Origin of the sequence: Amycolatopsis antarctica (assembly GCF_002262875.1) — a bacterium.
GTDB classification, from domain to species: Bacteria; Actinomycetota; Actinomycetes; order Mycobacteriales; family Pseudonocardiaceae; genus Amycolatopsis; species Amycolatopsis antarctica.
Map to the genome: position 1 here is coordinate 103,841 of NZ_NKYE01000017.1, position 24,927 is coordinate 128,767.

Genomic DNA, 24,927 nt, shown 5'->3' on the forward strand with positions numbered 1-24,927 from the left:
GCTGATCACCCGGCCAGTCCGCGCGCCCAGGCGAAGACGCCGAGGAGCTGCAGCAGCAGTGGCACGGAGGCGAGTGCGAACAGGTTCTCCGCGATGTTGCCGAGGTGCGGCCAGATCGGCAGGACCCTGCGGTACTGCTCACGCAGCGCCGCGAGTACGAGCAGCAGCGCGGCGCCCAGCAGCACCAGTACGCCGACCACGCGCCACACGTCCTCGAAGCTGGACAGCATCGACAGGGCGAACAGCATCACGCCCCACGATCCCGCCGCCGCGAACGCGAGTCGCTGGCCGACGTTGAGGAACTCGCGCGAACGCAGCAACACCAGCACGGTGAACAGTCCGGTCAGCGTGTAGGTGACCCAGGTCGGATCCTCGATGAGGTACCAGAGTCCGGCCGCGATGACGGCCGAGGCACCGATCGCCAGCACGCTGAGGTAGCGGTCGGCATGGCCGGTCTGCGTCACCACCTCTTCCGCGGGCGCGGGCTCCACGTCGATCTTCAGTTCGTCGCCGGTGCGCGGCAACTGCGGACCGCGCAACCTGGCGGCCCTGGTGGCGAGTTTCGGCGCGAACAGGGTCACCAGGAAGAACATGGCGACCAGCACCCCGGCGTTCTGCTGGGGGCTGAACTCGAAGATGGTGTGCATCCACACCGCCAGGATCGCACCGAAACCGGCCACCGCGGCGCAGCCGAACGGGACGATCGGCAGGTCCTGCGCGAACAGGCGTTGCACGATCAGCAGTGCCACGGCGGTCACCGTCATGGCGACACCGCCGATCAGCACACCGTCCGGGCGCAGTTCGAGCGTGCCCTGCACCCCTTCGGTGCCCACCATTCCGGCCAGTGCGGCGAACAGGCAGCCGGGCAGCCCGATCACCGCGGCGAGGACCCGATCGGCCAGTGTCCGCGCGACCAGTACCGCCGCCACCGCGAGGATCAGCGCGAGCACCCCCGCGGTGGTCGCGGCGACCGCGTCGGCGACTCCGCTGAGCAGGGTCAGCCCGATCGTGCCGAACGCAAGCGAGGCCAGGCCGAGGAACAGCCTGCGGTTGATCGTCTCGTTCCACCGGTTGCTGTGCCGGTTGACCGCGGTCGCCATGCCGTCGGCGATGTCGTCGAAGTCCAGTTCCGGCAACGGATCCGCGGCCGGTGCCAGGTGGAACTCCTCACCTTCGAACCAGTCCAGCGTCTCCGGCGTGCCGTCCGGGTCGAACGGTGCCTCACCGAGCCGCTGCAGCACCCAGGAGCCGTACTCCTCGCTGCCGCCGGCCACGTCCTCCTCCCGCACCACGTTGCGGACCAGGACCGGCAGCAGTGCCGAGACGGTGGTGGAGATCGGCACCGCGAGGTCGGCCTGCCCACCGGGGCCGTGCACCGTGATCCGGCAGAGTTCCGCGTTCATCGTGCTGGTCACGTGCCCGACCTCCTCGGTTGCGCGCCGACGACCTGATCGTCGCGCGATGTCGTCGCCGGCACGAGGCCGGTCTGCATGAGTGTCACGCCGCGACGGGTGACGAGCTGGGCGCGTCCGACGGGCAGTGTCCGCGGCTTGGCCTCACCGAGGAACTTGCCCTCTTCCTTCGGATAGGAGAACAACATCGCCGGGCTGCCCAGCTCCCACAGCCGCCGCATCACCGGATCCATCATTCCGCGCATCGCGTTCGCGCTGCTGCGCGCGACGATCAGGTGGAATCCGATGTAGACACCCTGGGCCAGCAAGGGAAGCAGCGCGTCCAGCGGCGAGCCCATGCTCGTACCGGAGGAGAGCAATTCGTAATCGTCGATGACGACGAAGAGCTGCGGGCCTTCCCACCAGTCGCGTTTGCGCAGCCGGTCCGAGGTGATCTCCGCCCCCGGCACCCGCTTGTGCAGCGACACCGCCGCCCGGTTCCCCAGGTCGGTCAGGGCGTCCGTGCTCACCGCGTAGCCGATCCGGTACTCCTCCGGCACCACGTCGTCGAGGTCGCGGCGCGAGTCGCCGAGCAGGATCTTCGCCTCGGCGGGCGTGTTCCCCTCGACGATCGAGCGCATCACCAGCCGCAGCGCGTTCGTCTTGCCGGTCTCGGCGTCACCGAGCATGAACAGGTGCGGTACGGCGTTGAAGTCGTGCCACACCGGGTTGAGTCGCTGTTCCTCCTGGCCCAGGCAGATCCGCAGACCGCTCTTGGCGCGGGGCAGGTCCACCATCGGCAGCTTCGTCGGCAGCAACCGCACGCCCGGCGCATTGCGTCCCGGCCAGAACGTGCGCGCCTCCTCCACGACGGCTTTCGTCGCGTTGGCGAGGTCCTCGGTGGCGGAGCTGCCGTCCAGCCGGGGCAGGCCGGCCAGGAAATGGAACCCGGAACTGGTCAGGCCGCGGCCCGGCTGGTTCGGCACGGTGGCCGCCTTCCGGCCCTGCACCTCCGACTCCATCGAGTCACCGAGCCGCAGTTCGAACCGGGTGCCGAGCACGTCCCGCAGCCACGGCCGGATCTCCGACCAGCGAGTGGAGGACACGACGAGATGGATGCCGAAGGAGAGGCCGCGCGCGGCGATCTCGGTCAGCTTCGTCTCAAGATGATCGAAGTCCTGTCGCAGCGTGAACCAGCCGTCGATGACCAGGAACACCTCGCCGTGTGCGTCGTTGATCTTGCCGGTTCTGCGCGCCTCGCGGTACGCGGGCATCGACTCGAAACCGTGTTCGGCGAACGCGGCCTCCCGCATCTCCATCACCTGGATGACTTCTTCCAGGGTGCGCACGACCCGGTCACGCTCCATGCGGGTGGCCACCGAACCGACGTGCGGCAGGCCGCTGATCGACATGATGCCGCCACCGCCGAAGTCGAGACCGTAGAACTGCACCTCGTCCGGGGTGTGCGTGAGTGCGAGGCCGAGGATCAGCGTCCGCACGAGTGTCGACTTGCCGGTCATCGGGGCACCGACGACGCCTACATGCCCGTCCGCGCCGGACAGGTCCGCGACCAGCAGCTCTCGCGCCTGCTCGTACGGCAGGTCCACCAGGCCGACGGGGACGCGGAACCTGCCGCGCACGGCCGGATCGTCGACGCTCATACCCAGTTCCGGGTGCGGCAGCACGCTGGGCAGCATCGCGTCCAGGCTCGGCGAAGAGGACAACGGCGGTAGCCACACCTGCCGTGCGGCCGGACCGGCGCCGACGAGCCTGCTGATGAGGACCTCCGCCAGGCTCGGCGCGTCCGTCTTCTCGGCTTCGGACGGCTTCTTCTCCTCTTCCGGGTCCTCGATCTCGGTGATCTCGGCGGACCGGATCTCGTGCCGTCGTGGACTCGCCTGGGTGTGGAAGGCGACGACATCGCTGGCGATCGCCGCCTCATCCTCGGAGACCGGCCCTCCCTCGGGCGCCGTCGTCAGGCAGGGACCGGACACATAGGCACCCTTGAACCTGATCAGCGTCGAGGTGTCCACCTTCAGGTAGCCGTTGCCCGGTCCCGACGGAAGCTCGTAGGCGTCGGCGACACCGATGACACTGCGCGACTCCATCGAGGAGAACGTGCGCAGCGCCACGCGGTAGGACAGGTGGCCCTCGACCCGGTGGATCCGGCCCTCGTCGAGCCGCTGCGAGGCGAGCAGCAGGTGCACGCCCAGGCTACGGCCGAGTCTGCCGATGGAGACGAACAGTTCCATGAACTCCGGCTTGCTGCCCAGCAGTTCACTGAACTCGTCGACGATCACCAGCAGGGTGGGCAACGGGGTGAGCTGCCCACCGGCGGCGCGCGCCTTCTCGTACTCGAACAGGGACGAGTAGCCGCTCTCCCGCAGGATCTCCTGCCGCCGGGTCATCTCACCGTTGATCGAGTCCTGCATCCGGTCGACCAGTGGCAGCTCGTCGGCCAGGTTGGTGATCACCGCGGAGGTGTGCGGCAACTTGTCCATACCGAGGAAGGTCGCGCCGCCCTTGAAGTCGACCAGGACCAGGTTGAGGATCTCGGACGAGTGGGTCGCGGCGAGGCTGCACACCAGGGTGCGCAGGAGTTCGCTCTTGCCGGACCCGGTGGCGCCGATCAGCATGCCGTGCGGGCCGGTACCACCCTGTGCGGACTCCTTCAGGTCGATCTCGACGACCTCACCGTCCTCGGTGACGCCGATCGGCACCTGCAGCCGCGCGCGCTGCGGGGTCTTCTGCCGCCAGAACGCGTTGACGTCGAAGGAGTGCACATCGCGGATGCCGAGCAGCGTGGTGAGTTCGAAGTCGTTCTCGAACGGCTTGTCGACCACGTCCACCGTGCCGCTGGTGCGCTTCGGCGCGAGCAGCCTGGCCAGGGTGGCCGCCTCGGTCTGGCTCATCTCGTCACAGGTGGCGGAGCCGACGTCGTCGTCGGCGGGGTAGGAAACCCGGCCGTCGCGGCAGGTGAGGCGAAGAACCTTGGCACCACCGGGCAGTTCGCCGGTCGCGTCGAACAGCACGACGTTGCGCAGGCCGGGGCCGAACAACGGGGAGTACTCGGGAATATCGGCGAGATGCGCCACGACCACGACGAACGGCTCGGACACACCGGCCAGCACGCTCTTGTCGTGGTCGCCGCGATCGGTCACCTCGGGCCCGAGCAGATCGAGTAGTTCGTCGTGGTCGCAGGCAAGCAGGCGAATCGGCCCGGCCGCGTCGCGAGCGACCGGGTGCGCGTTGTGCGGTAACCACTTCACCCAGTCCCACTCGGTCTGGTGCTGTGGTGCGGTCAGCACCGCGATCCGCAGTTCGTCCGGCGCGTGGAAGGTGACGAGCTGACCCATCATCGACCGGATCAGTCCGACGGCCGCGTCTTGGTCGCCCTCGAACTCGACGCTGGTGAAACTACGCAACCCGACCGAGATCGGTATGCCGGTCACCGTCCGGTACGTCTCGCTGAACCGGCGCAGGGAAATCGCCGACAGCGGTTCGAGATCCTCGATCGGCTTGGTGGACGGCGGGGTGAACTCCATCGTCGCGTGCTGGACGCCCAGCCCGATGCGTGCGCGGGCGAAGTCGTCGTGACTTCCCCGCCGCTCCCACAGACGGGGGCCGCTCGCCATCGACCACAACCACGAGGGCGCAGGATGGTTCCACACCACGGCTTTGCGCTGAGCGTCGCTGGTGTCCCTGGCCTTGCGGCGCAACTGCCCTATGTAGCGCAGGTAGTCGCGGCGCTCGGAGTTGAGCTTGCGCTTGCGTTCACCGGCGTTACGGAAGAGCTGGTTGATCGCCATCGCGATCATGCCGATGCCCATCGCGCCGGCCATGATGAACATGAACGGCGACGCACCGCCCGTCCCGCTGCTGATCGAGGAGAAGACCAGGATCATCGCGAGCGGGCCGATCGCCATCGGCAGGAACATCAGGATGGAACTGAAGTCCCGGGTGGCCGGCTCCGGCATCACCGGTGGCTCTTCGAGTTCCTCCTGCCCCTTCGGCATCTCGGGCCCGGCGACGCGGGGATTCCGCTTGACGGTGACAGTACTCATCCAAGCACCCCCGGTGAGTTGGGCTTGCGCACCGACCACACGTCGGCGTCCTGCTTGAGCAGATCGGCAGAGGTGCGTTCCTCTTCTTCCTCGCCCTCTTCCTGATCCTGCTCGGCCTCCGGGTCACCCATGCGGTTGCGGAGGAACTCCTCCTCCTGTTCGGCGCTGCCCCAGCTTCCACAGGTGTCCCGGTCCTCGGCGCGGAACGGCCGGGGCCGGAGATGGGTCAGGTCGACCGGACTGCGAGGGGCGGCCGGCGCGGCCAACGGTGCCGACGCCGAGGCCGTCACCCCGCCGTATTCCCAGGGCGTCATCTCCCGCTGGGTGTAGTCCGGAGTCTCGGGCTCCTGTTCCCGCGACTCGCCACGCCTGCCCGCCAGCGCTCCGAGCGCGAGCAGGCCGCCGGCCGCGGGAAGGTCCCATGCACTGGTGTCCTCGTCGAAGTCGGTGAGGGCCACGACAGGAACGAACTCCTCGTCCTCTTCCCCTGCCATCCCGGATTCACCTGCGGACCGGACGTCATCATCGACGGACGAAGCGCCCCAGACCTCGGGGTCGGCTGCGCTGGGGAACGTCGATCGTGGTTCTTTCCGTACGTTGTCGCCGTTGTTCGGCAGGGAAGGGACAACGGGAACGACCGACGCGAGTGGCGTACCGGCGGTGACCGGAGCACCCCACTCCTGCCCCTGCGCAGCCGGAGTATCCACAGCATTCGGATCACCCACACCAGGCGGATCCACACCCTCCCACGGCGCAACCTCACTACCCAGCAAACCAGACGAATCCGAGCGCTCCCCACCAGCATTGCCACCGGCACCACCACCAGCACCCAGCACCATCGGAGGCATCATCGGCGGCGGCATCATCGGAACACCACCACCCGCCTGCTGCTGCCCCTCCACCGGAGCACCCCACTCCTGCCCCTGCGCAGCCGGAGTATCCACAGCATTCGGATCACCCACACCAGGCGGATCCACACCCTCCCACGGCGCAACCTCACTACCCAGCAAACCAGACGAATCCGACCGATCCCCACCAGCATTACTACCGGCACCACCACCAGCACCAGCACCCGGAGGCATCATCGGCGGCATCATCGGCGGCATGGCACCACCCGCCTGCTGCTGCCCACCCAGCGGAGCACCCCACTCCTGCCCCTCGGCAGCCGGAGTGTCGACGCCCAGCGGATCGCCGATCCCAGGCGGATCCACGCCTTCCCACGGCGCAACCTCGTTGCCCAGCAGACCGGACGAGTCGGATCGTTCCCCACCAGCGCTGTTACCGGCTCCACCGCCAGCGCCCGGAGGCATCATCGGCGGCATCATGGGCGGTGCGCCACGCTGGTCCTGCTGACCGTTGACGCCCTGCGGGCCGTCGCCGGCTGCCCACTCGTCGATGTCCGGTACCGGAGGTGGCTCGACACCCTTCAGGTCAGGCGGCTGCACTCCCGGGGGCAGCGGATTCCCGCCCTCGAACGGCTTGGGCGCGTTCCCGGCGCTGCCGCCGCTGCCACCACGGTTCGCGCCGTCCGGAGGCGGGCTCCCGCCCCCGAAGGCACTGGGGTTGAACGGGGGCGGCACGAATGCTCCACCCTGATTCTGCCCCGGGTTGAACTCTCCAGGGCCGCCCCCGGGATTGAACTGCTCGGGATTGAACTCACCCGGGCCATTTCCGGGATTGAACTGCTCGGGGTTGAACTGTCCCGGGCCGTTCCCCGGGTTGAACTGCTCAGGGTTGAACTGTCCCGGACCGTTGCCAGGACCACCTTCAGGATTGAACTGCTCAGGATTGAACTGCCCCGGACCGTTGCCAGGACCACCTTCAGGATTGAACTGCTCAGGATTGAACTGCCCCGGACCGTTGCCAGGACCACCTTCAGGATTGAACTGCTCAGGATTGAACTGCCCGGGACCGTCGCCAGGACCACCTTCAGGATTGAACTGCTCAGGATTGAACTGCCCCGGACCGTCGCCAGGACCACCTTCAGGATTGAACTGCTCAGGCGGCGGCACCACCGGGGGTGGCTCGACCGGCGGCGGCTCCGGCGGCGGCTCCACGGGGGGCGGCTCGGGAGGCGGCTCAATCGGCGGCGGCTCGGGGTAGGGCGGCGGCTCCGGGTAAGGCTCCGGCTCCGGCTGCGGCTCCGGCTCCGGGCCTCCACCTCCGCCTCCGCCGTCCGGGGTGACCGGAGAGGGCAGCGGAACGTCGAGTTTCGTGGTCTCGTATTCCGTGGCCAGCGACTTCAGAACTTTCCGCATGTCTTCGTCGAGAAGTTTGACGATGTCATCGTAGGCACCAACGTGGGTTTTCCCGTTGTCCATGATGATGTCTTTGCCCTCGGCGCTTGCTTTTTGCCTGGCCTGGTCCGCGTAGTGTAGATCGATGTTGTGGACCTGCGTCTGCGCCCAGGAAAGGTAATTCCCCGCGTTGTAGAGGGCCGACGGGATAGGATCGATCTGGGCCCTTCCGCCGCTGATCTGCGTCGCGTGGTCGTTGAACTTCTGCGCGAAAGGCTCTATCACTCCCAAGAACGCGGTGGCGGCACCGCCTTTCCACACACCATCTTCGCCGGCCAGCGACTTGGCCGACGTGCGAAGGTCGTTCCCGATCTGGTCCAGCAGGGCCTGTAGGAACATGAAGCTGTTGCCTGCGTCCCACAAGCTTGACGGAACCGAGGAGGTCACCGTCGGAGGGCCACCTTCACCATGTCCACCGGCATACCCGTAGATCGCCGCCTTTATTTCTTTCCAGCCCCAAGTATCGTAATCGCTTTTTGCACCTTGGACATCGTCCTTGGGGATCACTTGCCCTTCATCCGTCGTGAAGGCTGGGTCCTCTTCGTCTTCGCCACTCATTTTCCAGCACTTCCATTCAGGGCAAGCCGTACAGCGGGTTGTCTTTGCCGACTACAGGGTCAGATGGTATCGATCAGACCTCAGGTCGCGTCGTCGCCTTCGTCGCCTTCGTCGCCACCACCATCGTCGTCAGGAGTGGGAGACGCACTACTACCACCGGTCGCATCATTGATGTAACGGGTGGCATCCTTCATGTGCTCGCCAAGATCCTTACCAGTCGCCGCGTTCAACTCCTCGGCCGTGTCATACTGGCTGGCCAGCTTGAGCAAATCATCCGACACCGCGTCAAGCGCGTTGATGGCGTCAACGATGAACTTCTCCGTCGCCACCTTGACACCCCCCGAACCGCCCCCCGAACCGCCCCCCGAGTCACCCTCGATACCCAGACGTGTCCGAAGATTGAACGCGTCGTAGAACGACCCGGGCTTGATATCGATCTCCCTGATCTTGCTGAGACCGTTGTTCTGAAGCTCCGTCTTCACATCGGCAAGATAGTTCGCGAAGGACTTCAGCGCCTCGGTGCTGACCTGCACACCACCCCCGCGCCCACCCTCCTCGAAATTCACCGTGTCCGGAACAACCCCATTGACCTCATCAGTAATCCCATTCTCGTCAATCTGGTAATCCGTGACATTATCGTCATGATCCCAATTCTCGACGTCGTGGTCTTCTTTGTTGTGGGAGTCGTCGTCCTGCGGGTCATACGAGAGCTCGGTGTAGATACTCACGACAGGAACTCACTTTCGGCTAGCAGAAATCAGGCTGCTTCACTGTCTTGGTCGTCGCCTTCGTCGCCTTCGTCGCCTTCGTCGCCACTACCATCGTCGTCAGGAGTGGGAGACGCACTACTACCACCGGTCGCGTCATTGATGTAACGGGTGGCATCCTTCATGTGCTCGCCAAGATCCTTACCAGTCGCCGCGTTCAGCTCCTCGGCCGTGTCGTACTGGCTGGCCAGTTTGAGCAAATCGTCCGACACCGCGTCAAGCGCGTTGATGGCGTCAACGATGAACTTCTCCGTCGCCACCTTGACACCACCCGAACCGCCCCCCGAGTCACCCCCCGAGTCACCCTCGACACCCAGACGTGTCCGAAGATTGAACGCATCGAAGAACGACCCCGGCTTGATATCGATCTCCCTGATCTTACTGAGACCGTTGTTCTGAAGCTCGGTCTTCACATCAGCAAGATAGTTCGCGAAGGACTTCAGCGCCTCAGTGCTAACCTGCACACCACCCCCGCGCCCACCCTCCTCGAAATTCACCGTGTCCGGAACAACCCCATTGACCTCATCAGTAATCCCATTCTCGTCAATCTGGTAATCCGTGACATTATCGTCATGATCCCAATTCTCGACGTCGGCTTCGTCCTCTCGGTCCTCCTGCGCCTCGTCGGCGTCCTCCAACTTTTCTCGATCGCTCTGATAGTCACTGTTGTCGTAGTTCTGATCGACCACTTTTCATCCTTGATGTCTGAGAAGGAACGCGGGAACCGGGGTGTCGCCGAACAAGTTCGGCGACACCCCGCGACTCACTTGACGCTGTAGCCACCCCAGGCGTTCTGGCCGGTGTGCTCGACCTTCAGATAACCGCCGGTGATGTTGTTCAGGGTCATCTCGGCGGAGTTCAGGCTGTGCGGCATACGGGCCGCTGCCGCGTCCCACTGCTGCTTGGCCACCTGGTACTGGTCCTTGGCCGCGTCCTGCCATTCCTGCAGGTTGCTGATGACCTGCTCGTGCATGGACTGCAACTCCGTCTGGAGCTGCTTGGTGATCGTGGCCATCTGGTCGCGCACCGTGTCGGCCATGCCCCGGTCAAATGTATAAGTAGGCAACGACTTCGTCCTTTCGATTCACTAGAGGGAAAAGCGGATCAGATCCCGAGTCCAGGTCCTACCGGGATGTTGCCCGCGGCCTCGGCGTTCGTCTGCTCACCGGCGGTGATGGTCTGCCGGTTGCCGTGCATGACCTCGATCATCTCGCCCAGCTTCTGGACGATGACGCTGCAGTCGTCCATCCACAGCTTCATCGAGTTGTCGAACGCGATCGACGCGTCACCGGTCCAGGTGCTCTTCAGCGCCGCGAGCGAGTCCGCAACCGACGACATGCCCTGCTTGGCGGTCGCCTGGGTGTTCGCCATGTGCCCGGCGGCCTGCTGCATCCCCGGGGTTGTTGTTGATACTCCTGCCATCATGATCTCCTTTAACTGAAGCGAGAAAACACCGGTGCCAAGTGCACGTCCGAACCGCGCCAGTGCGCAACGCACCCGTACCCGGCATGTACATCGGTTCAGCAGGGTCTGGACAACCGGGCAGGCCGGTCCGGCGGACCCGGCCCGGGGGCGAGAGCGGCAACCCACCCACGAGGCAGCAAGCCTGTTCTTCACGGGCACGAGCCGGTGTGACCGGTGACCGAATGGCCTCGTGGACGATCACCATGGGCCCCGTCCGTCTCCCGCCGCTGGCTCGGCGGTGGCCCGCACGCGCACCAGGAACGGCGGGCGACGGCGACCGTCCGGGCCACCACCGACAAGGTCGATACCAAGAAGTTCAGCCTCACCGGAAGACAGGAGGTCCGTGCCGCGCGGCGCGGTTCCCGCCGGCCCCACTTCGCCGTGCACAGGCCCGGCGACGCGTCGTTTCCGGTCTGTGCCACCTACATCCGGCCATCCGTACCGGCCGCGCCGCGGGGAGCTCTGCCTGCTCGGCACACCAAGGAACATGTCGCTCATTTGAGCATCGTTTACAGGATGTACCCACATACCGTGGGCAGTAATTTGGGTCACCGTGATCGCCGTGCACCGGCGGCCGCGAGAGAACCGTGCTGATACCGGACGCGGTTGTCGCCATTTCGAAAGCCCGTCCACCGAGGCAGGGCGGCCGGATCCGGCGTCGGCCCGGCCCGGCGAGTCGTGTTCCGTTCGCAGGAAAAGGCCGGGCGCGAGAGCAGCCGGCACGGCAACCGCCTCCGTCGCGCTTCGTAAGCCCGCGAGTGGCGGCAGCCCTCCCCCGTGCGGCCGTCTTCCGCCGGTGTCGCCACTGCGGGCAGTCCGATCTCGACCATCGGGACCGACCCCGCCCCTCTCGCCGCGCGGGATGGTGAACCGCACGGCACCGGTCATGCGGCGGTCGAAGCCCTGTGGCCCGGTACCTACCGCTGATATGACGAACATGGCACTACTCCGGCGATCCTTGGTCTCGGTCACCATTGGGGTCGCGTCGTCATCGGCTGACGATGAAGCCACGACGCGACATCACATGAACGACTCCGGCACGGGAAGACGACCGGACGTCCCGTCACGGAGATGCTCCGGGCCACGCCGCCGGTACCGGCGTGGACGCTCACCCGGCAGGTGACCGCGCTCCGGCTCGGTCAGATCAAACCCGCCCGCATCGCGTAGGCCACCGCGTGCGGGCGGCTACGCAGCTTGAACCGACTGGTCAGCTCGTAGATGACGTTCTTCACGGTGCGCTCGGAGTAACAGAGCCGAGTGGCGATTCCGAGAGTGTCCAACCCGTCTGCCATCAACGTCAGAACGTCGACCTCGCGCGAGCTCAGGCCGTCGGTGCCGCGGTCGGGCTGGGTCGGTACCCGGACGGTCTCCATGGCCAGGATTCCGGTCGAGCCGGATCCCGAATCGGTGTCTTTCGCCTTTGCCGTGGCGAGAATCGAGCCGACGAGCCGGTCCGGGGTCGCGTCGGCGCGGGCCAGAAGTGCGGCGACGCCGCAGTCCGCGACGGCCCGGGGAGCCGACTCCGCGGACGCGTCGGTCACCAGCAGCTTGGGTACTGCCGGTGTCGCCTCGATCTGCCGGATGAACGCGACCTCTCGAGCGGACAGACGGTCGACCGCGACGATGATCACGCCGCTTCCGGTCATCTCGGCGCGGTCCACCACTCGTACCTCACTGCGAGAGCTCAACTGGCTCGCGAGCCCCTCCTTGCTGAACATGTCCGTCGCTTCGATTGCGACATCAACCGGCTCCATTGGATCTCCTGTCTAGATGACCCCGGCACGCAACGCGAATGCGACGGCGTGCGCGCGGGTGTTGAGGCCATAACGGTTCATCAGTCCATAGAGGACGTTCTTGACCGTGCTTTCCGAGTACGCAAGCATTCCGGCGATCTCCTCGGTGCCGTGGCCGTCGGCCAGGTACCGGAGTACGTCCCGCTCCCGCGCGGACATGCCGGACAGGGTGAGCCCGTTGGGCTCCAGCACTTCCCGGCGCATCCGGTCGAGCTGGGTGAGCAGGCTGCCCTGCAGCCGCGGCGGCAGGAACGCCGCTCCGTCGCTCACCGCCAGAATCGTCCGCACCAGTTCGTCGCCACCGGTCGTGCAGCGCTGCAGCATCGCCGCCATCCCGCACTCGATGGCCGTCATCAGAACGTCGACCCGGAAATGATCGGTGACGATGACACACCGCGGCGGGGAATCGCCTGCCGTCGCCCGGATCTCCCGGAGAAACGCGAACGCCCCCTCGCCGATCGACTCCTCGACGACCACGGCGACATCCGCCGTGGCCACGTCGGCGCCGGTCACGATCTTCAGCCGATCGTCGCCGCGCAGGATGCTGGCGGCCCCCACACCGGTCATCGGGTCGGAGGAGTGCACCGCGACCGCCACCTCGGCGCCGTTGCCCACGGTCGTCGGCCACGGGCCGGGCTTCACCGTCGATGTCTCCATCGGCTGTTCTCACCACCACGTCTTGTGCGAGCGGCGGGCCACAAACGGGCCCGAGGGTCAAAGGTCGATCGGTACGGCCATGTGCGGGTTCGCGCGTCCGGTCAGGCCGCCACCGGAGTGCGCCGCGGAGCACTCCGCGTCGGTGCGCCGTCGCGGGCGGGCGGAACGTCCGTGAGCCGCCCGGGAGGGGACACCGGATCGGCCGTCCTGATCAGGTCCAGCACCTGCGGATCGGCACCGTGCGCCGCCAGCAGCTCGGCAAGGAGGTCCCGATCGTCGCCGGCCAGCGGCAACGGGTCGAACGTGCCGGCCAGGACGATCGTCCGGGTGGCATCGCCGAGCTGACCGTCGACGAGGTGCTGACGGGCCTCGGCAGCCACGTGTCCGGGCAACCAGGTGGCAAATCGAAGCAACATCTCATGCAGGTCCGTGGCGGCCCGCTCCGGAGTGCGCATCTGTGCTCCTGTCCTCGTAACGTCTGGACCAAGCATGACGATGCACTCTCCACGATCGCTCCACATTCGCTTCATGGCACTAGGCGCAATCAGCCACATTCGCGTGGAACTACCTCTGACCTGCACGAACGTCCACTACATCGTGCGCTCAATCAGGAGAACATCGCCGCATCGGCGTGCGAGAACGGCCACCGCGAACCGACAGGACCGCTCATATGAGCGATTGTGAGCCTTCGCTCCATGTCTGGCTTCACACGCCTACACACACTGGAGCACCCCCCGGAACGCCGAGCGGGAACGCGTGGGGCGGGAGCCGAACGCGTCAGCTTCTCCGCAGCGTGAGGACCATTTTCCCGGCCCGTGGCGCGTCGTTCGGACCCCTGCCGCGACAACGCTTCCCAGCCTCGGCGAGCGCTCATGTGACATCTCGGCCGCCGACGTCCACTCCGACCCTTGCCGCTCTGTGGGTCCGCGTGGTGCCGGTGGGCGGTCAGGAGTGCCGGGGACGCAGGCGGATCGCGGTACCACCGCCGGCGGGCAGCCGAAGTGTCAGCGTGGTGGAGGCCCGCACGGTCCTGGTCTCGATCTCGATCGGAAGCGGGTTCTGGTGCCAGTCGGTGTCCGCGGCGTCGCGGTAGATCTCCGCCTCGTACCGGCCCGGGCGCAGGAAACGCAGCGGCACCCGCAGCGTCCGGTCCCGCTCGTCGGTGATCGCGCCGAGATACCAGGTATCGCCCTTCCGCCGGGCGACAACGGTGTGGTCACCGATCACGCAGTCCAGGAACCGCGTCTCGTCCCAGCTCGCCGGGATGTCCTTCAGGTAGGCGTAACCCGGATGTGCGCGATAGTTCTCCGGGGTGTCGGCCAGCATCTGCAACGGGCTGAAGAACACCGAGTACAACGCGAGCTGGGTGGCCGAGGTCGTCTGCACCCGGGTACCGAGCCCCGCCGGATCCCAGGTCACGTTGAGGACGCCCGGCGTGTAGTCGGCCGGCCCGCCGATGAATCTGGTGAACGGCAGGATGGTGGCCTGCTCCGGCGGATTGCCCTCCGGCCCCATGTAGTTGTGCTGTTCCATCCCGGCGACGCCCTCGCCGGTCATCATGTTCGGATAGGTGCGCCCGAGACCAGTCGGCTTGATCGCCTCGTGTGCGTTGATCATGATCCGGTACCGGGCGGCGGCATCGATCACCCGCTGGTAGTGGCGCACGGCCTCCTGGTCGAAGTGGCTGCGGTTCACCCCGCCGAGCTGGAACTTGGTGGCATAGCCGGTCTTGATCGCGTGGATGCCGAGTTCGGCGTAGCGCGCGAAGATCGTGTCCAGCTTCTCCTCGTAGTAGTCGACGAAGCCGCGGGTCTCGTTGTGCGCGATGAAGCCGACACCGTTCTCACGCGCGTACCGCAGTACCTCCGGCAGGTCGAAATCCGCCCGCGGGGTGAGGAAGTCCTGGCCGGTCCACTCGCCACCGGCATTGGTGTTCCACCCCTCGGCGAGTACGTTGCGGGCGCCCGTCTCCTTGGCGAGGTCGATGTACTGCTTGACCCGATCCGTCGTCGCCCCGTGCCGCGGCCCCTCGGTCCAGGTGGTGTGCCGCCGCTGCAGTTCCCACCACACGCCGACGTAGGTTCCCGGTTCGATCCACGAGGTGTCCGCGAACGAGCAGGGTTCGTTGAGGTTCTCGATCAGGTGCGATTCGGCGAGATCACCCGCCCGGTCGCCGATGGTCAGCGTGCGCCACGGCGTGGAGAACTCACCGGACAGCTTGGCTTTCGTGCCGTCGGGCAGACTGATCAGCTCGCTGGTGAAGGTGCCCGGGCGGGCGCTGTCGGCGGCCAGGGTCATGCTCGGATAGTCGATCAGCGCCGCCTCGTGCAGCACGAGATGCTGCCCGTCCCGGGTGACGAAGGTGAGCGGAGTCTGGGCGGTCTCCACCTCGGCCAGCGCGGCCTTGCGATAGTGCCGCTCGTCCGCGTTCCAGTCGGTACCCGCCGCCAGGGACCAACTGGTGGCCGTCGGCGGCAGCACGAACTCGGTGCGCTCGGCGGTGACCGTGTAGTCGCCGAGTCCGGCCTGTGCGGGCAACCGGTAGCGGAATCCCAGCCCGTCGTCGAAAACCCGGACGACCAGTTCGAGCCGGATCCCGCTCTCCGGCTGCACGGTCCGCACCACGCACTCGTTCGCGCGGTTGCGGACGACGGCGTCGGATCCCCATACCGGGCGCCAGGATTCGTCGATCCTGGAGTGCTCGACGTCCTCCAGCACCAGGCCGCCGGTGAGCGAAGGGCGATCGGCAAGGTCGAGTCCGAGCCCGGCGGAATCCACCAGTACACGGCCACGACGCCGCACCTCGTACCGGAGACGACCGTCGAGCACCCGGACGGTCACCCGGAGCCGGCCGTTCGGCGAACGCACCACGGCACGATCCTCGGTCGCCGCGGACGCGGTGGCGGGGCCGAGAACCGCCTCGGCGAGCGCGGCGCCCACGGTGCCACCGAGGACCATACGACGATTGGGCTGACTGACCATCTCACGCTCCATGGGCGGCGGGATCTCGAAGCAACCGGGCACATCCTGTCGTCGTCGCGGCCCGCCCGCAAACGCTCCCGTAGCATTCCCGTTCTGCCGGAACAGTAATTCTCGACTCGACAGACGACTACGTGGCCGCGCCGGGTGCGGCCGCCGAAACTCACATCACTGTCCGAACCTACGGCACGACCGGACCGCGAAAGTGGTTGCTCCGGGCCGCCAGGACAAACGAACAAGCGATTTCGCCCGTCGGGCCGAATCGCCACCGCACGCCTGGTTCTCGTTCTGTTCCACGGAAAGATGGCGCGAGGTGGCGATCCGGTGACAGCGCCGCACAGCGATGCCGGGCGATTCGATACGACTGGTTACCGAGCTACCGCATTCCTTGACAACATCGGAAAGGGCCCATCATGAAGAAACTCGTAGTCGGCGCCGTTCTCGGTTTCGGCACCCTGCTGGCCACCGCGACGCCCGCCTCGGCCGTCGACTGGTACTACACCGGATATTGGTATCCCAGCGCGGCCGCGTGCGAACGGGGATACCAGGACATCGTCGACAATCCCGGTGGCGCGGACCTGCCGCACGAGTGCAGGCGCAACGGCGTCGGCGTCTACGAACTGTGGCGCGTCGGCTGATCCGCCGACCGGCGAGGCGATGACGGCGGCCGCCGATACGTTCGGAAACCTCGGCTGTCGCCGTCATCCGTGACTGCCGGGTGGCGGATGACGCACAACGGCAAACGGCCCATCGACAGGGATCGTCGACGGGCCGCTGACCTGGAGCAATACTGGGTGGGCGATACTGGGATCGAACCAGTGACCTCTTCGGTGTGAACGAAGCGCTCTCCCGCTGAGCTAATCGCCCGCTCGCGGTGTGAGAGGAACACTACCGGACGCCCTTCGTCGCCGGGCAAACGGGTGGTTGAACCTCGTGCACTGTCCGCGCACCGCCGGGCACGCAGTGCACAACCCGGTGCTCCACGCCCTGCGTGGGCCAGCGACCGGGCGGCCGGGCACGAGTGTCGGGTCACAGTGCAGGCGCATTCGCGGGACGGTTCTTTTCCCCGGCGCACCGAACGAGCAGAATGGAACCAGTGATCGCGACAGGGCCGCTGTGAAGATCAACGGCCGGGAGAGCGATGATGGGGCGTGGGGTGCCGATGACCCCAGACGAGTGAAGTCGGACGAAACCGCGTGCGAACGACCGCCCGGCTGCGTCTCACATCGGAACTCGGCCGACAGGGGCCGGGAAGGGAGCAGAAGGGTAGACCATGCGAAACGACCACGTGACGCTCCGCTCGACGGCGGTCTTCGATCTGCTGGCGCCGCGGACGCCCGCGGTTCCGGTGAAGGTGGAACTGCGCTACGACACCCGTGATCCCTACGCGGTCGTCGCCGCCTTCCGCACCGGCCGTGCAGGCTGGGTCGAGTGGGTGTACGCACGCGACCTGCTCGCCGACGGCCTGCTCGCCGACGCCGGCGACGGCGATGTCCGCATCCGCCCGTCCGTCGAGGATCCCGAGTCCGTGCTGATCGAGCTGAGCTCGCCATCCGGGCACGCCGTGTTCGAGGCCTCGGCGCAGGAGCTGGCCGACTTCCTGGACCGCACCTACGACGTCGTCCTGCCGGGCAACGAGCACCTGTGGGTCAATGTGGACGACGCCTTGACCCACCTGATCCCCAACGACCTGGCCTGACGGCCCGCCGATCACCCGCGGCCACCCCCCGGTGCGACACCGATTCCGGGTGTCCGCTAGTGTTTCTGACACACCACAGGGTCGCGGTTCGCACCGGGACCACGTGATTGCGGACGTAGCGCAGCTGGTAGCGCATCACCTTGCCAAGGTGAGGGTCGCGGGTTCGAATCCCGTCGTCCGCTCGACTGCGGAGTCACCTCGCAGTGAGGCCAGGTTCATTCCTCAATCTTTGCGAACCGGCTTCGTACGCGGCGGCGTGGCCGAGTGGTTCAGGCAAGGGCCTGCAAAGCCCTGTACGCGGGTTCGATTCCCGCCGCCGCCTCGCGCGATTAGCTCAGCGGGAGAGCGCTTCCCTGACACGGAAGAGGTCACTGGTTCAATCCCAGTATCGCGCACCAGCTCAGGCCCCATCCGGCACCGCCGGATGGGGCCTTTTGCTGGACTTGGTGACTAGTTCGGTGACTGCGCCCTGGCATCGCCAAGCCCTAGATCGCTACGAAAGGGCTGACCCGCCATGGCCGCTTCGCCCGAACGCTCACCGCAGCGGTGGCCACCGAATCACGGCCGCGCTCAGAACGAGGCACCGCCACGTTCGATCACGTTCCGCGCCTCCCGCGCCTGCCGGTTGCCCTCCGCGGCCTCGACGGATCCGGGGACGGGCTCCGTGGCCTGTTCCGCCGTCCACGATTCCGGCTTGATCCGGGGCGGCAGCTCCCGCCACTTCGCACGCGGGTCCGTGTCAGCACTTCGCACATCCCGATCGTCGTACGTCATGTCCTGCTCTCCCCCGTTGTCGCCCATACCTCCACCGTGACCTGGCGCCGGCCGTACCGCAACCCCTGAGCAACCGGTGACGGCCCGAACTGGGCACATGTAAGAATCGGGCCATGTCACAGTCCGGCCCAGGTCGTCCCCCGCACCTGGTCGCCGTCCTGGTCCGCCACGGCGTGCTGCCGATGGAGCTCGGACTGGTCCACCAGCTCTTCGGGGGCGCCGTATCGGCTGGGGGATCGCCCCTGTACGAGGTCGTGACCTGTGCCCCCGAAGCCGGTGCGATACGGACCGACGCCGACTTCACCGTCACCGTGGAGCACGGCCCGGAGGCGCTGGACCGGGCGGGAACCGTGGTGGTCCCCGCCTCGCACGAGGACGATGAGCGCCGCCGGGACAACGGGCTGGAGGAACCGCTGGCGAGTGCCTTCGCCCGGATCCCGCCCGCCGCGCGGGTCGCCTCGATCTGCACCGGCGCTTTCGTCCTCGCCGCGGCCGGACTGCTCACCGGGGCGCGGGCGACGACGCACTGGAAGTCGGCGCGGCGTTTCCGGGAGCTCTATCCGCGGGTCGAACTGGACGCGGACGTGCTCTACACCGACGGCGGCCGCATCCTCACCTCCGCGGGCGAGGCTTCCGGCATCGACCTGTGCCTGCATCTGATCCGCCGCGACCACGGCGCCGCCGTCGCCAACGCCGTCGCCCGCCGGACCGTCGTGCCGCCGCACCGGGACGGCGGCCAGGCCCAGTTCATCGACCGGCCGGTCCCGCGACCGCAGACCTCCTCGACCGGTGCGGCCAGGGCCTGGGCACTGGCGAACCTGCACCGGACGGTCAGCCTCGGCGAACTGGCCGCGCTGGAGTCGATGAGCAGGCGCACCTTCACCCGCCGGTTCCGCGAGGAGACGGGTACCTCTCCGGGTCAGTGGCTGGCACGGCAGCGCATCGAGCACGCCCGCCGGTTGCTGGAGGAGTCCGGCCTGCCGGTCGAGCGGGTCGCCGCCGATGCGGGCTTCGGCTCCGCGGCCTCGCTGCGCCAGCACTTCCACGCCGCGCTCGGTGTCTCCCCCACCGCCTATCGACGCACTTTCCGCGGCCCGGAGTAGACCGTCGCTCGCCGGCGAAGCATCCGGCGGAAAGAGGTCAGAACGACGGCAACGCGAAATCTTCCAGCCAGGAATGGAAAAAGGTATCCAGCGACCGTCCTGAGTGGACGGACGCGAGTGCGGTGAAGTCACCGGTGCGGACGACGCCGTGCCGGTACCGGTCCGCCCAGGTCTGCAGGAGCGAGAAGAAGGTGAAGTCACCGAGCTCGCGGCGAAGCGCGTGCAGCAACACCCCGCCCCGCTTGTAGACACGCTCGTCGAACATCCGCGGCATCCCGGGATCCGCGAGCCGCAGGTCCGCCGGGCGGCTCGCGAGGACGGCATGCCACTGGGCGGCGTGAGCCTCCGCCGACGGCCCGCCGGACGCTTCCGACCACAGCCATTCGGCGTACGTGGCGAACCCCTCGTTGAGCCAGATGTGCCGCCAGTCGGCGACCGAGACGCTGTTGCCGAACCACTGGTGGGCGAGCTCGTGCACGACGAGCCGTTCGTGGGTGCGCCTGCCGTCCAGATGGTTGGCGCCGAAGATCGACATGCCCTGCGCCTCGATCGGATCGTCGAGTTCGTCGTCGGTGACCACGAGGACGTACTCGGCGAACGGGTACGGACCGAAGAAACCCTGGAGGGTGTCCATGATCTGCGGATGCCGCCCGAGATCCAGGGCCGCGAGAGCGCGCAGCCGCGGCGGTACCGCGGCACGCTGCGGAACGCCGCCGGATCCGAGCTCCAGGTCCTCGTACCGTCCGATCTGGACACTCATCAGATACGTGGAAGTCGGTTCCCGCCGTTCGTACACCCAGGTCGTGGTGCTCGCGGATCGGCTGCGGGACACCGGATCGCCGGTCACCAGCACCGTGTAGGGCGAGGACGTGGTGATGGAGACCCGGTAGGTCGCCTTGTCCGCGGGGTGGTCGTTGCACGGGAACCAGGACGGCGCGCCCACCGGCTGACTGGCGACCAGAGCACCGTCGGTGAGCTCGTCCCAGCCGATGTCACCCCACTCGCCGCCCAGCGGGGCCGGGTTGCCGGTATAGCGCACCTCGACGAGGAACTCCGCTCCGTCCGGCAGCGAGCGCGCGGGGCGGATCCGGAGCTTGTGCAGCGCACGGGAGAAGCGGGCGGGCACCCCGTTGACGAACACCCGGCCGACGCGGAGCCCGGCGAGATCCAGCGTCAGACCGGACAGCGGCTGGGTGGCGACGCAGTGGATCCGGGCCCGCCCGGACAGCCGGTTCGACACCAGCCGGTAGTCGAGTTCCAGATCGTAGTGCCGGACCGAGTAGCCGCCGTTGCCGTGCGCGGGCAGGTACGAGTCGCCGGAGGTGTCCGCGCCCGGCGAGGCGGGGCTGGGCTTGGGTGTCACCCGCGGCGCCCACCGGTGGCAGGCCAGGTCGCGATCGGGTTGCCGAGCCACCGGGAGTCGGCAGGCACGGCGTCGCCCCTGGTCACCAGCGAACCGGGGCCGACCGTGGTGCGCGCGCCGATGCTCGCCCCCGGCAGCACGATGCCGTGCGGCCCGAGCGTGGCGCCCTCGTCCAGGGTGACCGTGTCCATCGTCATGATTCGATCATGGAACAGGTGCGTCTGCACCACACAGCCGCGATTGATGGTGGCGCCGTCGCCGAGCCGGACCAGATCGGACTCGGGCAGCCAGTACGTCTCCAGCCACACACCACGCCCGATCCGGGCGCCCATCGTCCGCAGCCACAACGGCAGCAGCGGGGTACCGGCGACGGAGCCGATCAGCCACGGCACCGCCAGCGTCTCGACGAAGGTGTCGGCGAGTTCGTTGCGCCAGACGAACGAGCTCCACAGTGGATGGTCGACCCGGCGGAATCTGCCGACCAGCAGCCATTTCGCCAGCGTCGCCGCCGCCGCCGCGAGGATGCCGGCGAGCAGCAGCACGCAACCGGCGAGCAGCGCGGCCACCACCACGCCCAGGGCGGCGTGCACGGCCAGCACGGCGCCCAGCGCCAGGACCAGCAGCGCGACGCTGCACATGACCGGCAGCACCCGGCACAGCTCGACGGCCGCGCGGGCCAGCCGCAGCCGCGTCGGCGGGGCGAACGTCCGGCCCGCGTCCGCCGAGCTGATCGCACGGCGCAGCGGCATCGGCGGCATCCCCAGGTACGAGGAGCCCTTCTTCGCCTTGCTCGGCGTGGACGAGAGCACGCCGACCAGGCCTCGCTTCGGTACCGAACGTCCCGGCGCGGTCATCCCGGAGTTGCCGAGGAAGGCCTGCTTGCCGATCCGGGCCGGGGCGACGTGCAGCCATCCGTGGCCCAGCTCGTAGGTCGCGACCATGGTGTCGTCGGCGAGGAAGGCGCCGTTGTCCACCTTCGTCATGCACGGCACGGCCAGCACCGTGGACGCCTCCACGTCACGGCCCACCCTCGCTCCCAGCAGCCGCAGCCACACCGGGGTGAACAGGCTGGCGTACAAGGGAAAAAGTCCCACCCTGGCCATGCCCATCAGCCGCTCGGTGGCCCACACCTGCCAGGCGATCCGGCCGTGCACCGGGTGGTACCCCTGATGCATGCCGACGCTCAGTGCGCGCACCCCGGCCAGCACCAGCAACGCGTAGCCGAGCAGGTAGGCGACGGTGGCCACTGGTACGGCGAGCAGCGCGTCCCCGAGCGCGGCGCCCAGGGAGGGCGAGGAACCGAGGGCGGCGCCGAGTACCAGCACACCGGGCACCGCGGCGATCGCGGGCAGCAACCCGAGCAGGACCGAGGTGACGCCGTAGGTCCACGCCCAGCGGCGGGTGCGGGGCGGGCGGCCCTGCGGCCAGCTCGACACCTCGCCGGTGGCGGCCGAGGCGGGCGATCCCGCCCACCGGGCACCAGCGGGCACGTTACCGGCGACCGTGGCCCCGGCGGCGATCTCGGCACCCTTGCCGATCCGGGTGCCGGGGAAGAGCGTGCTGCGGGAGCCGACGCGCGCCCCTGCCCCGATACGGATCTTGCCGATGTGCACGACGTCGCCGTCCACCCAGGTTCCGGCGAGATCCGCCTCCGGCTCCACGGCGCAGCCACGGCCGAGCTTGAGCATTCCGGTCACCGGTGGTGGCGAGTGCAGGTCGACGTCCTTGCCGACCTTGGCGCCCAGCGCCCTCGCGTAGTGCGTCATCCAGGAGGCACCGGCGATGCCGTTGGCTCCGCTGACGTCCGCGAGTTGCTCGGCCGCCCAGAGCCGCACGTGCACCCGGCCGCCCCGCGGGTAGCTGCCGGGACGAACGCCCCGCAGCAGCAGCCGGGCACCGCCCGCCGAGATCGCGATCCGGCCCGCCGGGCTGAACAGCAGCAGCCAGGCGGCACCGATCCACCACCAGGACACGGTCGGCGCCCAGGCATGCCCGCCGAGCTGGGCCAGCAGGTTGGACAGACCGGCGAGCACCGTGGTCCAGCGCAGTCCGACCAGCGAGAGCAAGGGGATCAGCAGCAGGAGCTGCGCGGTACCGGTGCGGCGGCGGGTCGGCAGCACGTCACCGCGGACCGTCCGGGTGCCGTCGAGGGTGTCGAGTACGGCGGCCAGGTCGCCGAGCCGGGGGTGCTGATAGATGTCGCTGACCGAGACCCGTGGATGCCGGGTGCGGATCCGGGCGATGAGTTGCGCAGCGGTGAGGCTGCCTCCGCCGTGGCTGAAGAAGTCGGCCTTCGGCCCGGAGACGGACACACCCAGGATCTCGGCCCAGCCTTCGGCGAGCCAGGCCTCCGTCGGCGACAGACCGCCCGTCGATGCGTCCACTGTGGACAGCGGCCAGGGCAGGGCGTCCCGGTCGACCTTGCCGGAGGTCCGGGTGGGCAGGTCCTCGACGGCGGCCAGCAAGGGCACCAGCGCGGCGGGGAGGTGCTCACGCAGCCGGGCGGACGCGCCCTCGTGGTCGAAGGCGGCCGCCGGCACCACGTACCCGACGAGCACCTGGTTGCCGGCCGTCGTCCGCCGCACGGCTGCCGCCCCCGCCGCCACCCCGGGCAGCGCCTGCAGTGCCGCGTCCACCTCGCCGAGTTCGATCCGCCTGCCGCCGAGCTTGACCTGCTCGTCGGCGCGGCCCATGAACAGCAGGCCTTCCGGTTCGGCGCGGACGACATCACCACTGCGGTACGCGCGCTCCCAGCCCAGCGAGGGCAGCGGCGCGAACTTCTCGGCGTCCCTCGCGGCGTCCAGGTACCTGGCCAGGCCCGCACCGCCGATGACGAGTTCCCCCGCCTGTCCCATCCCGACCGGCTCGCCACGCCCGTCGACGACGGCGAGCTGCCAGCCGGCGAGCGGCAGCCCGATCCGCACCGGGCCCTCGCCGGTGAGCTGGGCGGCGCAGGCGACAACGGTCGCCTCGGTGGGACCATAGGTGTTCCACACCTCGCGGCCCTCCACCGCGACCCGTTCCGCCAGGTCTGCGGGGCAGGCCTCACCGCCGAAGATGAGCAGGCGGACGTCCTCCAGCGCTTCGACCGGCCACAGCGCGGCGAGCGTCGGCACCGTGGAGACCACGGTGATGCGCTGCGCGAGCAGCCACGGCCCCAGGTCGACGCCGGTACGCACGAGGGAGCGCGGCGCGGGCACCAGGCAGGCGCCGTACCGCCAGGCCAGCCACATCTCCTCGCAGGAGGCGTCGAAGGCGACGGACAGCCCGGCCAGCACCCGATCGCCAGGCCCGACCGGCTCCTCGGTGAGGAACAGCGCGGCCTCGGCGTCGACGAAGGCGGCGGCCGAGCCGTGCGAGACGGCCACGCCCTTCGGCCTGCCCGTCGAGCCGGAGGTGAAGATGACCCAGGCGTCGTCGCCGGGGCCGGGCAGGCCGGTGCGCCGTCCCGGTTCGGCGCGCGGGGTCAGCACTCCCCCGTCGCCCAGCACCGCGCACACGCCCGCCTCGCCGAAGACCAGCTCGGCGCGCTCCTCCGGATCGTCGGCGTCGACGGGCACGTAGGCCGCGCCCGCGGCCAGCACCGACAGGATCGCGACGTACAACTCCGCCGTGCCCGAGGAGATGCGCACGCCCACCCGGTCGCCGAGGCCGACCCCCGCGGCGTCGAGGCGCTGCCGGACGGTGTCGATCTCCTCGGCCAGCCCGCGGTAGGTCAGGACGGTGCGCCCGTCGTCCAGCGCGGCCGCGCCGGGGTGACGCGCGGCGGTGTCGGCGAGGATGTCCAGCAGTGTGCGGGTCACCGCGGGCGGCTCGGTGCCGTAGACGGCGGGCCCGGTGTCCGCGGCGGCGAAGTCAGGGCGCTCGTGCAGGACCGTCATCGAACCGCCACCCGCACGGACCCGCCCGCCGGAAGGGGTTTCGCGGCAACGGCCGTTCCGGCACATGACATCGGACGGCGGGAACGCATCCGGCCCATCACTCACCCTCACTGAGGAGTCGTCGGGCCGGCTCTCGC

Annotated in this window: 17 protein-coding genes and 4 tRNA genes; 6 read left to right on the forward strand and 15 right to left on the reverse strand. The window is 68.3% G+C overall.

Features of this window, described 5'->3' with window-relative positions; translation table 11 throughout:
* Positions 1-5: 5 nt before the first annotated feature.
* The 11 genes from eccD to CFN78_RS23275 all read right to left on the reverse strand — a co-directional run bounded on the left by eccD (position 6) and on the right by CFN78_RS23275 (position 15,973).
* A complete protein-coding gene (gene eccD, locus CFN78_RS23220) occupies positions 6-1,415 on the reverse strand; it encodes a type VII secretion integral membrane protein EccD (RefSeq protein ID WP_094865011.1) in 1,410 nt (469 codons plus the stop codon).
* Positions 1,412-5,455 (reverse strand): type VII secretion protein EccCa, encoded by a 4,044-nt coding sequence (gene eccCa, locus CFN78_RS23225; protein WP_094865012.1) that lies wholly within the window; start codon positions 5,453-5,455, stop codon positions 1,412-1,414. Before eccCa ends, eccD begins: the two co-directional genes overlap by 4 nt.
* Entirely contained in the window at positions 5,452-8,310 is a 2,859-nt protein-coding gene (locus CFN78_RS28825) for a hypothetical protein (protein ID WP_133116428.1), read from the reverse strand. The genes eccCa and CFN78_RS28825 overlap by 4 nt, the downstream gene beginning before the upstream one ends.
* An 80-nt stretch (positions 8,311-8,390) precedes the next feature.
* Complete coding sequence (locus CFN78_RS23240; RefSeq protein WP_094865015.1) at positions 8,391-9,038, reverse strand: hypothetical protein; 648 nt, start codon at positions 9,036-9,038, stop codon at positions 8,391-8,393.
* Between the two features lie 29 nt (positions 9,039-9,067).
* On the reverse strand, positions 9,068-9,766 hold the full coding sequence (locus tag CFN78_RS23245) for a hypothetical protein (RefSeq protein WP_094865016.1): 699 nt from the start codon (positions 9,764-9,766) through the stop codon (positions 9,068-9,070).
* A gap of 74 nt (positions 9,767-9,840) precedes the next feature.
* A complete protein-coding gene (locus CFN78_RS23250; RefSeq protein WP_094865017.1) occupies positions 9,841-10,116 on the reverse strand; it encodes a WXG100 family type VII secretion target in 276 nt (91 codons plus the stop codon).
* 65 nt (positions 10,117-10,181) lie between these two features.
* Entirely contained in the window at positions 10,182-10,499 is a 318-nt protein-coding gene (locus tag CFN78_RS23255) for a WXG100 family type VII secretion target (protein WP_165777681.1), read from the reverse strand.
* 1,181 nt (positions 10,500-11,680) lie between these two features.
* Positions 11,681-12,295 carry a helix-turn-helix transcriptional regulator gene (locus CFN78_RS23260; protein WP_094865019.1) on the reverse strand — a complete coding sequence of 205 codons (615 nt, stop codon included), beginning with the start codon at positions 12,293-12,295 and terminating at the stop codon, positions 11,681-11,683.
* 12 nt (positions 12,296-12,307) lie between these two features.
* Complete coding sequence (locus CFN78_RS23265) at positions 12,308-12,991, reverse strand: response regulator transcription factor (RefSeq protein WP_094865020.1); 684 nt, start codon at positions 12,989-12,991, stop codon at positions 12,308-12,310.
* 101 nt (positions 12,992-13,092) lie between these two features.
* Positions 13,093-13,446, reverse strand: coding sequence for a hypothetical protein (locus CFN78_RS23270; RefSeq protein WP_094865021.1), 354 nt, complete (start codon positions 13,444-13,446; stop codon positions 13,093-13,095).
* Between the two features lie 490 nt (positions 13,447-13,936).
* Positions 13,937-15,973, reverse strand: a complete 2,037-nt coding sequence (locus tag CFN78_RS23275) for a glycoside hydrolase family 97 protein (RefSeq protein WP_165777682.1) — start codon at positions 15,971-15,973, stop codon at positions 13,937-13,939.
* 410 nt (positions 15,974-16,383) lie between these two features.
* Between CFN78_RS23275 and CFN78_RS23280 the strand changes: the two genes are divergently transcribed.
* Complete coding sequence (locus CFN78_RS23280) at positions 16,384-16,608, forward strand: hypothetical protein (protein ID WP_094865023.1); 225 nt, start codon at positions 16,384-16,386, stop codon at positions 16,606-16,608.
* A 157-nt stretch (positions 16,609-16,765) separates the two neighbouring features.
* Here the strand turns inward: CFN78_RS23280 and CFN78_RS23285 are convergent.
* Positions 16,766-16,837: transfer RNA gene (locus tag CFN78_RS23285), tRNA-Val, on the reverse strand.
* Between the two features lie 406 nt (positions 16,838-17,243).
* On the opposite strand from CFN78_RS23285, the gene CFN78_RS23290 reads away from it, so the two are divergent.
* The 4 genes from CFN78_RS23290 to CFN78_RS23305 all read left to right on the forward strand — a co-directional run bounded on the left by CFN78_RS23290 (position 17,244) and on the right by CFN78_RS23305 (position 18,067).
* The gene (locus CFN78_RS23290) at positions 17,244-17,669 is read left to right on the forward strand and encodes an SsgA family sporulation/cell division regulator (RefSeq protein WP_094865024.1); all 426 of its coding nucleotides are present in this window, start codon (positions 17,244-17,246) and stop codon (positions 17,667-17,669) included.
* Between the two features lie 109 nt (positions 17,670-17,778).
* Positions 17,779-17,851 (forward strand) — tRNA-Gly (locus CFN78_RS23295).
* A gap of 68 nt (positions 17,852-17,919) precedes the next feature.
* Positions 17,920-17,991, forward strand: a tRNA-Cys gene (locus CFN78_RS23300).
* Between the two features lies 1 nt (position 17,992).
* A tRNA-Val gene (locus CFN78_RS23305) sits at positions 17,993-18,067 on the forward strand.
* A 172-nt stretch (positions 18,068-18,239) separates the two neighbouring features.
* On the opposite strand, the gene CFN78_RS23310 is transcribed toward CFN78_RS23305, so the two are convergent.
* Entirely contained in the window at positions 18,240-18,470 is a 231-nt protein-coding gene (locus tag CFN78_RS23310; protein ID WP_094865025.1) for a hypothetical protein, read from the reverse strand.
* An 86-nt stretch (positions 18,471-18,556) separates the two neighbouring features.
* On the opposite strand from CFN78_RS23310, the gene CFN78_RS23315 reads away from it, so the two are divergent.
* A complete protein-coding gene (locus CFN78_RS23315; protein WP_094865026.1) occupies positions 18,557-19,546 on the forward strand; it encodes a GlxA family transcriptional regulator in 990 nt (329 codons plus the stop codon).
* Between the two features lie 37 nt (positions 19,547-19,583).
* On the opposite strand, the gene CFN78_RS23320 is transcribed toward CFN78_RS23315, so the two are convergent.
* The gene (locus CFN78_RS23320; protein WP_094865060.1) at positions 19,584-20,909 is read right to left on the reverse strand and encodes a M1 family metallopeptidase; all 1,326 of its coding nucleotides are present in this window, start codon (positions 20,907-20,909) and stop codon (positions 19,584-19,586) included.
* Positions 20,906-24,790, reverse strand: coding sequence for a Pls/PosA family non-ribosomal peptide synthetase (locus tag CFN78_RS23325; protein ID WP_094865027.1), 3,885 nt, complete (start codon positions 24,788-24,790; stop codon positions 20,906-20,908). The genes CFN78_RS23320 and CFN78_RS23325 overlap by 4 nt, the downstream gene beginning before the upstream one ends.
* Positions 24,791-24,927 lie beyond the last annotated feature (137 nt).

Excerpts from the sequence above, each read along its gene's own strand:
- CFN78_RS23250 (WP_094865017.1), bottom strand. The coding sequence starts at position 10,116 with ATGGCCGACACGGTGCGCGACCAGATGGCCACGATCACCAAGCAGCTC.
- CFN78_RS23310 (WP_094865025.1), bottom strand. The coding sequence starts at position 18,470 with ATGGGCGACAACGGGGGAGAGCAGGACATGACGTACGACGATCGGGAT.
- eccCa (WP_094865012.1), bottom strand. The coding sequence starts at position 5,455 with ATGAGTACTGTCACCGTCAAGCGGAATCCCCGCGTCGCCGGGCCCGAG.
- CFN78_RS23315 (WP_094865026.1), top strand. The coding sequence starts at position 18,557 with ATGTCACAGTCCGGCCCAGGTCGTCCCCCGCACCTGGTCGCCGTCCTG.
- CFN78_RS23275 (WP_165777682.1), bottom strand. The coding sequence starts at position 15,973 with ATGGTCAGTCAGCCCAATCGTCGTATGGTCCTCGGTGGCACCGTGGGC.
- CFN78_RS28825 (WP_133116428.1), bottom strand. The coding sequence starts at position 8,310 with ATGAGTGGCGAAGACGAAGAGGACCCAGCCTTCACGACGGATGAAGGG.
- CFN78_RS23325 (WP_094865027.1), bottom strand. The coding sequence starts at position 24,790 with ATGACGGTCCTGCACGAGCGCCCTGACTTCGCCGCCGCGGACACCGGG.
- CFN78_RS23280 (WP_094865023.1), top strand. The coding sequence starts at position 16,384 with ATGAAGAAACTCGTAGTCGGCGCCGTTCTCGGTTTCGGCACCCTGCTG.
- CFN78_RS23265 (WP_094865020.1), bottom strand. The coding sequence starts at position 12,991 with ATGGAGACATCGACGGTGAAGCCCGGCCCGTGGCCGACGACCGTGGGC.
- CFN78_RS23255 (WP_165777681.1), bottom strand. The coding sequence starts at position 10,499 with ATGGCAGGAGTATCAACAACAACCCCGGGGATGCAGCAGGCCGCCGGG.
- CFN78_RS23290 (WP_094865024.1), top strand. The coding sequence starts at position 17,244 with ATGCGAAACGACCACGTGACGCTCCGCTCGACGGCGGTCTTCGATCTG.
- CFN78_RS23260 (WP_094865019.1), bottom strand. The coding sequence starts at position 12,295 with ATGGAGCCGGTTGATGTCGCAATCGAAGCGACGGACATGTTCAGCAAG.
- CFN78_RS23270 (WP_094865021.1), bottom strand. The coding sequence starts at position 13,446 with ATGCGCACTCCGGAGCGGGCCGCCACGGACCTGCATGAGATGTTGCTT.